Here is a 6,827-nt window from a genome sequence, read left to right as displayed (position 1 = left end):
CCGGCGAAGTGCCCTGCCCCCGCCTATTGTGTTCCCACACATACGGGTGTAAATAAATACGAAACAACACGGAAACGGCGGTGAATCAACACGATGTACGCCGAGGAGCGGCAGCAGGAGATCCTGCGGCGCGCCCGCGAGGCCGGGCGGGTGGACGTGATGGCGCTGGCGGAGGAGTTCGCCGTCACCACCGAGACGATCCGCCGCGACCTGACCGCGCTGGAGCGGGCCGGAGTGCTGCGGCGCGTGCACGGCGGCGCCATCCCCGTGGAGCGGCTGGGCTTCGAGCCCGCGCTGGCGGCCAGGGACGAGGTGATGACCGCGGAGAAGGAGCGCATCGCCAAAGCGGCCCTCGCCGAGCTCCCGGAGGACGGCGCGGTCATCATCGACGCCGGGACGACCACCGCCCGGCTGGTGCAGGCCCTGCCGCCCGACCGGGAGCTCACCGTCATCGTCAACTCCCCGCCCCTGGCGACCGCGCTGGCCGTACGGCCCGGCCTGAACGTGATAATGCTCGGCGGCCGGGTGCGCGGGCGGACGCTGGCCACCGTCGACGACTGGGCCCTGCGCCCCCTCGCCGACCTGCACGTGGACGTGGCGTTCATGGCGGCCAACGGCTGCTCGGTGGCCAAGGGCCTGACCACCCCCGATCCGGCCGAGGCCGCGATCAAGCGGGCGATGATCGGCGCCGCGCACCGGAGCGTGCTGCTGGCCGACCACACCAAGTTCACCAACACCTACCTGGCCCGCTTCGCCACGCTCCCGGAGATCGACCTCGTCATCAGCGACACCGGCCTGGACGCCGCGCTGGCGGCCGAGATCTCGGCGGCCGGACCCGAGGTGGTGCGGGCATGATCGTGACGCTGACCCTCAACCCCAGCCTGGACCGGACGATCGAGATCGGGGCGCTGACCCGCGGCGCGGTCATCCGCTCCGCCGACACCCACCTCGACCCGGGCGGCAAGGGGGTGAACGTCTCCCGCGCCCTGCTGGCCAACGACGTCCCCTCCTGCGCGGTCGTCCCCTACGGCGGCGACGAGGGGCGGCGGCTCGTCTCCCTGCTGTCGGCCGAGGGCATCGACATGGTCACCGTGCCGGTCACCGGGCCGACCCGGTCCAACGTCGCGCTGGCCGAGCCCGACGGCACCGTCACGAAGATCAACGAGCCGGGCACGGCCCTGTCCCCCGCCGAGCTGGACGCCCTCGCCGAGGCGGTGCTCGGCGCGGCGGGTTCGGCGGACTGGGTGGTCGCCTCCGGCAGCCTCCCCCCCGAGGTCCCGGCCGACGTCTACGCCCGGTTGTGCCGCCGCTTCGCCCGTGCGGGCATCCTCGTCGCGGTCGACACCAGCGGGCCCGCGCTGGTCTCGGCCCTGGAGGCCGGGCCCGCGCTGGTCAAGCCCAACCGGGAGGAGCTCGCCGAGGCGACCGGCCGGGCGATCACGACGCTCGGCGACGCGATCGAGGCCGCCTCGGCGCTGCGCGCCCGGGGCGCGGGCACGGTCCTGGCCAGCCTCGGCCCCGACGGCGCGGTCCTGCTCCAGGGCGACAGATCTGGTACGGCGAGGGCCCGGTAGCCGAGCCCCGCAGCACCGTCGGAGCCGGCGACGCCATGCTGGCCGGGTTCCTGGCCGCCGGAGCCTGCGGCGAGGCCGCGCTGGTCGAGGCGCTGGCCTGGGCGACCGCCGCCGTCGGGCTGCCCGGCAGCCGGATGCCCGGCCCGGCCGACATCCGCCGCGACCACGTCCGCACCTTCACGGCCGATCCGGCCCTGCCGCTGCGGTCCGGGGGCTGACAGCGGCGCACCACCACCCCCCCTGACCGGCGCGCCCCGCCGGTCGCCCCGGAAGGAGCACCATCACATGAGCACCGACTACACCCCCGCCGTCCAGGGGACCGGGGTGAGAGCCACCATCCAGCGCTTCGGCGGCCACCTCGCCGGAATGATCATGCCGAACATCGGCGCCTTCATCGCCTGGGGTCTGATCACCGCGCTCTTCATCCCCACGGGCTGGCTGCCCAACGAGAGCCTGGCCGCCCTCGTCGACCCGATGGTCAAGGTCCTGCTCCCCGTCCTGATCGGCTACACCGGCGGGCGGATGGTCCACGGACAGCGCGGCGCCGTGGTGGGCGCGGTCGCCACCATGGGCGTGGTCGTCGGCGCCGAGGTGCCGATGTTCCTCGGCGCGATGATCGTCGGCCCGCTCGCCGCCTACCTGATCAAGCTGGTGGACGGCTTCACCCAGGAGCGGACCAGGGCCGGTTTCGAGATGCTGGTGGACAACTTCACCGCCGGCATCGTCGGCGGCGCCATGGCGCTGCTGGGCGTGCAGGGCATCGGCCCGGTCATCGAGACGGTGACCGAGGCGGCGGGCGACGCCGTCGGCTGGCTGGTGGGAAACAACCTGCTCCCGCTGGCCTCGGTCCTGATCGAGCCCGCCAAGGTGCTGTTCCTCAACAACGCCATCAACCACGGCGTGCTCAGCCCGCTGGGCGTGGCCGAGGCCGCCGAGCAGGGCAAGTCGATCCTGTTCATGCTGGAGAGCAACCCCGGCCCCGGCCTCGGCCTGCTGCTGGCCTTCATGTTCTTCGGCCCCCGGGCGCTGCGTCCCAGCACGCCCGCCGCGATCGTCATCCACTTCCTCGGCGGCATCCACGAGATCTACTTCCCGTACGTCCTGATGAAGCCGCGCCTGATCCTGGCGGTCATCGCCGGCGGCGCCGCGGGCGTCTTCACCTTCATCCTCACCGGCGGCGGCCTGGTGGCCCCGCCGTCCCCCGGCAGCGTCTTCGCCTACTTCGCGGTCACCCCCAGGGGCGGCTGGTTCGCCTCGGGCGCCGGGATCCTCGTCGCCGCGGCGGTCTCCTTCGCGGTCGCGGCGGTGCTGCTGGGCTTCGGCCGGGGCGAGGGGCAGGACCCGGCCGCCGATCCGGCCCCGGACGCGGCCGCGGCGGACACGGCTCCGGAGGGGACCGACCCCGAGGCCGCGACCGCCACGGCACCCACCACCGCACCCGTCTCCAAGGAGGCATGACCCGTGACCGGCATCGACAGCAAGGACATCCGGAAGATCGTCGTGGCCTGCGACGCGGGCATGGGCAGCAGCGTCATGCTCGCCACCCAGGTCCGCCGCCAGCTCAAGGGGGAGCGGATCGAGGTGGTGCACACCCCGGTCAACTCCATCCCCGGCGACGCCGACGTGGTGCTCTGCCACGCGGGCCTGGCCGACCGGGCCAGGGCCTCGGCCCCGGACACCGTACTGGTCCCCTTCCAGGTCTTCATCGGCGACCCCGCGGTGACGCGGCTCATCGACACCATCAAGAAGGGCGGGACGGTCGGTGGCTGAGACGGTCCCGCTCCCCCTCGACCCGCGCGCCGTACGGCTGGACGCCGCGGCGGCCGGGCGCGACGAGGCGATCCTGCAGTGCGGCCGGGCGCTGATGGAGGTGGGCGCGGTCGAGGCCCCCTACCTCGACGCGATGCTGGAGCGCGAGCGCACGGTCTCGACCTACATGGGCGAGGGCGTCGCCATCCCGCACGGCACCCTGGCGGCCAAGGACGCCGTCCGGCACGACGCCCTGTGCGTGCTGCGCTTCCCCGGCGGCGTCGACTGGGACGGCGAGCGGGTCACGGTCTGCGTCGGGATCGCCGCCCGCGGCGACGGCCATCTGCGGCTGCTCGCCGCGCTCGCCCGGATCCTGATGGAACCCGACCGCGCCCGGGCCCTCCGCGAGGCGGACGAGGTCGCCGAGGTGCTGCGCCTGCTGGAACCCATAGAGGAGGACGAAGAATGAAGGTCGCCCGTTTCCACGCCCCCGGTGACATCCGGGTCGAGGACGCCGACGAACCCGTCGCCGGGCCGGGTGAGCTCAGGATCCGCGTGCGCAACTGCTCCACCTGCGGCACCGACGCCAAGATCCTCAAGCACGGCCACCACCACATCAGGCCGCCCCGGGTCATGGGGCACGAGATCGCCGGCGAGGTGGTCGACGGGGCGGACGGCTGGGCTCCGGGCGACCGGGTGCAGGTGATCGCCGCGATCCCCTGCGGGACGTGCGGCGAGTGCCGCCGGGGCCGGATGACGGTCTGCCCGAACCAGGAGTCGATGGGTTACCACTACGACGGCGGGTTCGCCGAGTACATGGTGGTGCCCGCCAAGGTCCTGGCCGTGGGTGGCGTCAACCGCATCCCCGAGGGGGTCGGCTTCGCCGAGGCCTCGGTCGCCGAACCGCTCGCCTGCGTGCTCAACGGCCAGGAGCTGGCCCGGGTCGGCGAGGGCGACGACGTGGTGGTCATGGGGTCGGGCCCCATCGGCTGCCTCCACGTACGGCTGGCGCGCTCGCGCGGGGCCGCCCGGGTCTTCCTCGTCGACGTCAACGCCGGCCGGCTGGAGGCGGCGGCCGCCCTGGTCCGGCCGGACGCCGCCGTGCACGGCGGTTCGGAGTCCGCCGGGTCCGCCGGGGATGCCGGGGATGCCGGGTCCGCCGGAGACGCTGTGGAGCAGGTGCTCAAGCTGACCGAGGGCCGGGGCGCCGACGTCGTCATCACCGCGGCCGCCTCCGGCGCGGCCCAGGAGCAGGCTCTGCGGATGGCGGCCCGGCAGGGGCGGATCAGCTTCTTCGGCGGCCTGCCCAAGGACGATCCGATCATCCGGTGCGATTCCAACCTGGTGCACTACCGGGAGCTGACGATCGTCGGCGCCAACGGGTCCAGCCCGGCGCACAACGCCCGGGCTCTGGAGCTGATCGCCGGTGGAGCGGTCCCGGTGGCCGATCTGATCACCCACCGGCTGCCGCTTCCCGAGGTCCTCGACGGGATCGACATCGTCAGCCGCGGCGAGGCCATCAAGGTCACCGTCGAGCCCTGAACCGCCAGCTCTGAACCGCCAGCCCCATCCCGCCAGAGAGGAAGTCCGGACATGTCGGAAAGGACAGTCGTCATCGCCTCGCGTACAGGTCTGCACGCCCGGCCGGCCAAGCTCTTCGTGCAGGCCGCCGCGGCCCAGGGGGTGCCCGTGCGGATCCGTCTCGGCGCGGGCAAGTCCGTCCCCGCCACCAGCATGCTCGCCGTGATGGCCCTCGGGGCGGGGCACGGCGCCGAGGTCGTCCTGGAGGCCGAGGGACCGGGCGCGGACTCCGCGCTCGACTCCCTGGCCGAGCTGCTGGCCCGCGACCTCGACGCCGAGGAGGCGCCGGATGCCTGAGCCGCACCCGCGACGCTGCGCGGGCTGGGGGTCGGTCCCGGGCGGGACGGCGGGCCGGGTCTTCCGGATGGCGGGCCCGGCTCCCGCTCCCGGACCCGGTCCGGGAGACCGACCCGGACCGGGAGCTCGGCGAGGCGCTGCGCGCGCTGGAGGCCGTCTCCGCCGAACTGGCGGCACGCGCCTCGGCGGCGTCCGACCCGGCCGCGAGCGCGATCCTGGAGGCGCAGTCGTTCATCGCCGCCGACCCGGGCCTGCTCGAGTCGGTGCAGGAGAACGTCACCGCGGGGATGGACGCCGTCCACGCCCTCGACGCCGCCTGCGCCGGTCACCGGGAGGCGCTGCTGGCGGCCGGCGGCCTGTTCGCCGAGCGTGCCGCCGACCTCGACGACATCCGCAACCGGGCCGTCGCCGCGGTGCTGGGCCTGCCCGTCCCCGGCGTCCCCGATCCGGGCCACCCGTTCGTCCTCGTCGCCGAGGACCTCTCCCCCGCCGACACGGCGGGCCTCGACACCGGGACCGTGCTCGCCCTGGTCACCGAGAAGGGCGGGCCCACCAGCCACACCGCGATCCTCGCCCGCGCCCTCGGGTTGCCCGCCGTGGTCGCCTGCCCGGGCGCCACGGACGTCGGTGAGGGGACCTGGGCGGCGGTCGACGGGACCTCCGGGGAGGTCCGCACCGGCATCGGCGAGGAGGAGGCCGCCGGGATCCTGCGGCTCGCCGCCGCCGACCGCCTCCGGCAGGCGGCCAGCCGCGGCCCCGGCCGGACCGCCGACGGGCACCCGGTCGAACTCCTGCTCAACATCGGCTCCGCCGCCGACCTCGCCCCGGGGGCGGACGCCGAGGGGGTGGGGCTCTTCCGCACCGAGTTCCTCTTCCTCGACCGCCGGGAGGAGCCGGGCTTCGACGAGCAGGTCGCCGCCTACGAGGCCGTCTTCCGGGCCTTCCCCGGCGGGAAGGTCGTCGTCCGCACGCTCGACGCGGGGTCGGACAAACCGCTGCCGTTCCTCGGTGCGGGCCCGGAACCCAACCCCGCGCTGGGCGTGCGGGGGCTGCGCGTCGCGCGCGGGCGGCCCGGCGTGCTCGACACCCAGCTCGACGCGATCGCCGAGGCCGCCCGCGCGAGCGGCGCGCAGCCGTGGGTGATGGCGCCCATGGTCTCCACGGTGGCCGAGGCGGACGACTTCGCCGCGCGGGCGCGGGCGCGGGGGATCACCCGCGTCGGGGCGATGATCGAGGTCCCGGCCGCCGCGCTCCGGGCGGACCGGCTGCTGGAGCGGCTCGACTTCCTCAGCATCGGCACCAACGACCTCAGTCAGTACGCCTTCGCCGCCGACCGCCAGCACGGCGGGCTCGCCGACCTGCTCGACCCCTGGCAGCCGGGGCTGCTCGCCCTGATAGCCGGGTGCGCGCGGGCCGGGCTGGCGGCGGGCAAGCCGGTCGGGGTGTGCGGAGAGGCTGCGGCCGATCCCCTCCTGGCCCCCGTGCTGGCCGGGCTCGGCGTCACCAGCCTGTCCATGTCGGCGCCGGGCCTCGCCCCGGTCCGGGACGCCCTGGCCCGCCGTACCCTGGAGCGCTGCCGGGACGACGCCCGGCTCGCCCTCGACGCCGACGACCCGGAGCGGGCCA

General features: G+C 74.8%; 9 protein-coding genes. All 9 read left to right on the top strand.

The genetic code is table 11. The annotated features are described in order from the left end of the window. The first annotated feature begins 93 nt into the window (after window positions 1–93). Window positions 94–855: a DeoR/GlpR family DNA-binding transcription regulator gene (locus ACWJ6R_RS15635; protein WP_449062916.1), complete on the top strand. Its 762-nt coding sequence runs from the start codon at window positions 94–96 to the stop codon at window positions 853–855. Beyond that, a complete protein-coding gene (locus ACWJ6R_RS15630; RefSeq protein ID WP_449062915.1) occupies window positions 852–1,574 on the top strand; it encodes a 1-phosphofructokinase family hexose kinase in 723 nt (240 codons plus the stop codon). The genes ACWJ6R_RS15635 and ACWJ6R_RS15630 overlap by 4 nt, the downstream gene beginning before the upstream one ends. 35 nt (window positions 1,575–1,609) lie before the next feature. Continuing rightward, window positions 1,610–1,792, top strand: a complete 183-nt coding sequence (locus ACWJ6R_RS15625; RefSeq protein ID WP_449062914.1) for a hypothetical protein — start codon at window positions 1,610–1,612, stop codon at window positions 1,790–1,792. Window positions 1,793–1,859: 67 nt separating this feature from the next. Further along, window positions 1,860–3,032 (top strand): mannitol-specific PTS transporter subunit IIC, encoded by a 1,173-nt coding sequence (mtlA, locus tag ACWJ6R_RS15620; RefSeq protein ID WP_449062913.1) that lies wholly within the window; start codon window positions 1,860–1,862, stop codon window positions 3,030–3,032. 3 nt (window positions 3,033–3,035) lie between these two features. Beyond that, complete coding sequence (locus ACWJ6R_RS15615) at window positions 3,036–3,344, top strand: PTS lactose transporter subunit IIB (RefSeq protein WP_449062912.1); 309 nt, start codon at window positions 3,036–3,038, stop codon at window positions 3,342–3,344. Then, window positions 3,337–3,792, top strand: coding sequence for a PTS sugar transporter subunit IIA (locus ACWJ6R_RS15610; protein WP_449062911.1), 456 nt, complete (start codon window positions 3,337–3,339; stop codon window positions 3,790–3,792). Before ACWJ6R_RS15615 ends, ACWJ6R_RS15610 begins: the two co-directional genes overlap by 8 nt. Continuing rightward, window positions 3,789–4,865 carry a zinc-dependent dehydrogenase gene (locus tag ACWJ6R_RS15605; protein WP_449062910.1) on the top strand — a complete coding sequence of 359 codons (1,077 nt, stop codon included), beginning with the start codon at window positions 3,789–3,791 and terminating at the stop codon, window positions 4,863–4,865. The genes ACWJ6R_RS15610 and ACWJ6R_RS15605 overlap by 4 nt, the downstream gene beginning before the upstream one ends. Before the next feature lie 51 nt (window positions 4,866–4,916). Further along, window positions 4,917–5,201, top strand: a complete 285-nt coding sequence (locus ACWJ6R_RS15600) for an HPr family phosphocarrier protein (protein WP_449062909.1) — start codon at window positions 4,917–4,919, stop codon at window positions 5,199–5,201. Continuing rightward, on the top strand, window positions 5,198–6,827 hold a 1,630-nt coding region (locus tag ACWJ6R_RS15595; protein WP_449062927.1), incomplete at its 3' end, for a phosphoenolpyruvate--protein phosphotransferase. The genes ACWJ6R_RS15600 and ACWJ6R_RS15595, both read left to right, overlap by 4 nt.

The organism is Planomonospora algeriensis, assembly GCF_977012225.1.
The sequence above is the reverse complement of the archived record's forward strand: the minus strand, read 5'-3'. Positions and strand labels throughout refer to the sequence as shown.

What these genes read in the sequence shown, in the direction of transcription:
- ACWJ6R_RS15635 (WP_449062916.1), top strand. Translation starts at nt 94, where the DNA reads ATGTACGCCGAGGAGCGGCAGCAGGAGATCCTGCGGCGCGCCCGCGAG.
- ACWJ6R_RS15630 (WP_449062915.1), top strand. Translation starts at nt 852, where the DNA reads ATGATCGTGACGCTGACCCTCAACCCCAGCCTGGACCGGACGATCGAG.
- ACWJ6R_RS15625 (WP_449062914.1), top strand. Translation starts at nt 1,610, where the DNA reads ATGCTGGCCGGGTTCCTGGCCGCCGGAGCCTGCGGCGAGGCCGCGCTG.
- mtlA (WP_449062913.1), top strand. Translation starts at nt 1,860, where the DNA reads ATGAGCACCGACTACACCCCCGCCGTCCAGGGGACCGGGGTGAGAGCC.
- ACWJ6R_RS15605 (WP_449062910.1), top strand. Translation starts at nt 3,789, where the DNA reads ATGAAGGTCGCCCGTTTCCACGCCCCCGGTGACATCCGGGTCGAGGAC.
- ACWJ6R_RS15600 (WP_449062909.1), top strand. Translation starts at nt 4,917, where the DNA reads ATGTCGGAAAGGACAGTCGTCATCGCCTCGCGTACAGGTCTGCACGCC.